We start from the raw sequence: 1300 nt of genomic DNA on the forward strand, positions 1-1300 counted from the left end.
TGAAGTGACCCCAAAAAGTTAGACAATATTCTGAAGTAAAAAATGTTCAAGCAGCCGAAAGGGCTTGCTGTCTGTGAATTGCAGGCGGCAAGCCCTTTAGCTTTGCCTTGATTCTGCGGTTGTTGTAGTAATCTAGATATTCGATCAGTTCCAGTTTGAAGTGTTCCATGGAGCGGAACTCCTGCAAATACAGCAGCTCACTTTTGAGCAGCCCGAAGAAATTTTCTATCACAGCATTGTCCAGACAGTTTCCCTTGCGGTTCATGCTCTGGCGAACACCTTTCTCCCGGAGCATCTGTTGGTATTGTTTGTGTTGGTACTGCCAGCCCTGGTCAGAATGAAGGATCAACCCGGTTCCATCCGGTATCTTCTCAAAAGCCTTATCCAGCATAGTCGTAACCATACTCAGAACAGGATGCGCAGAGATGGTATAGCTGACCAGATCGCTGCTGTGCAGATCGAGAATTGGGGACAGATAGAGCTTCTCTCCAAACAAACTGAACTCTGTCACATCGGTGACCCACTTCTGGTTCGGCTTTTCGGCATGGAAATCTCGGTTTAACAGATTTGGTGCGATTTTGCCCACTTCACCCTTGTAAGAATGATACTTCTTCATCCTGACACGGCAAACTAAGCCCAACTCTTTCATAAGCCGCTGGACAGTCTTGTGGTTCAGGAGAAAATTACGCTTGTGAAGTTCTGTTGTAATGCGGCGATAGCCGTACCGGCCCCTGTTTTCGTGGTAAATCGTTGTGATTTCTTCCTTAACAGATGCATATTTGTCTTCTTTCTGCATCTGCTTCAAATGATAGTAGAAAGATGCACGGGGCAGTTGAGCGATTGAGAGAAGAATACTGAGTGCGTGTTTTTGCCTTAGCTTCTGAACTACCAGCGTTTTTTGTGCTGGCGTCGCTCGTCTTCCAAAACCAAGGCTTGCAAATTTTTTAGGTAGTCATTCTCCGCACGCAACCGCTGGACTTCTGCCAGCAGATCTTCTTCTACCTGCTTCGGCAACTGCTTTGGCGGACGACCCTTACTGCTGCGGCCACGCCGTTCGATGGCTAACCCTTCCGGCCCTTCTTCCAAATAAATGCGTTCCCAGCGCTCTATAATTTTATGGTCGTTAATTCCAAATTCCTGCATCGCTGCATAGATACTCAGATGTTCTTTTTTCATGGTTTCTACAACCATTCTCTTGAACTCCGGCGTATATCGTTTGTTTGGTACTCCTTTTGGCATAGCAAAACACCCCACTTGTTAGATAGTATATCATACTGTCTAACAAATGGGGTGCTGTTCA

At 46.2% G+C, this 1300-nt stretch carries 2 protein-coding genes; both read right to left on the reverse strand.

The annotated features are described in order from the left end of the window. Positions 1-46 precede the first annotated feature (46 nt). Positions 47-892, reverse strand: a complete 846-nt coding sequence (locus tag IAG03_RS14010; RefSeq protein WP_249320737.1) for an IS3 family transposase — start codon at positions 890-892, stop codon at positions 47-49. Then, positions 886-1239, reverse strand: coding sequence for a helix-turn-helix domain-containing protein (locus IAG03_RS14015; protein WP_249320735.1), 354 nt, complete (start codon positions 1237-1239; stop codon positions 886-888). Before IAG03_RS14015 ends, IAG03_RS14010 begins: the two co-directional genes overlap by 7 nt. Positions 1240-1300 lie beyond the last annotated feature (61 nt).

This window comes from Yeguia hominis (assembly GCF_014384705.1).
GTDB lineage: Bacteria > Bacillota > Clostridia > Oscillospirales > Acutalibacteraceae > Yeguia > Yeguia hominis.

Bases quoted from the DNA above. Each gene is read 5' to 3' on its own strand.
- IAG03_RS14015 (WP_249320735.1), bottom strand. From the start codon at position 1,239: ATGCCAAAAGGAGTACCAAACAAACGATATACGCCGGAGTTCAAGAGA.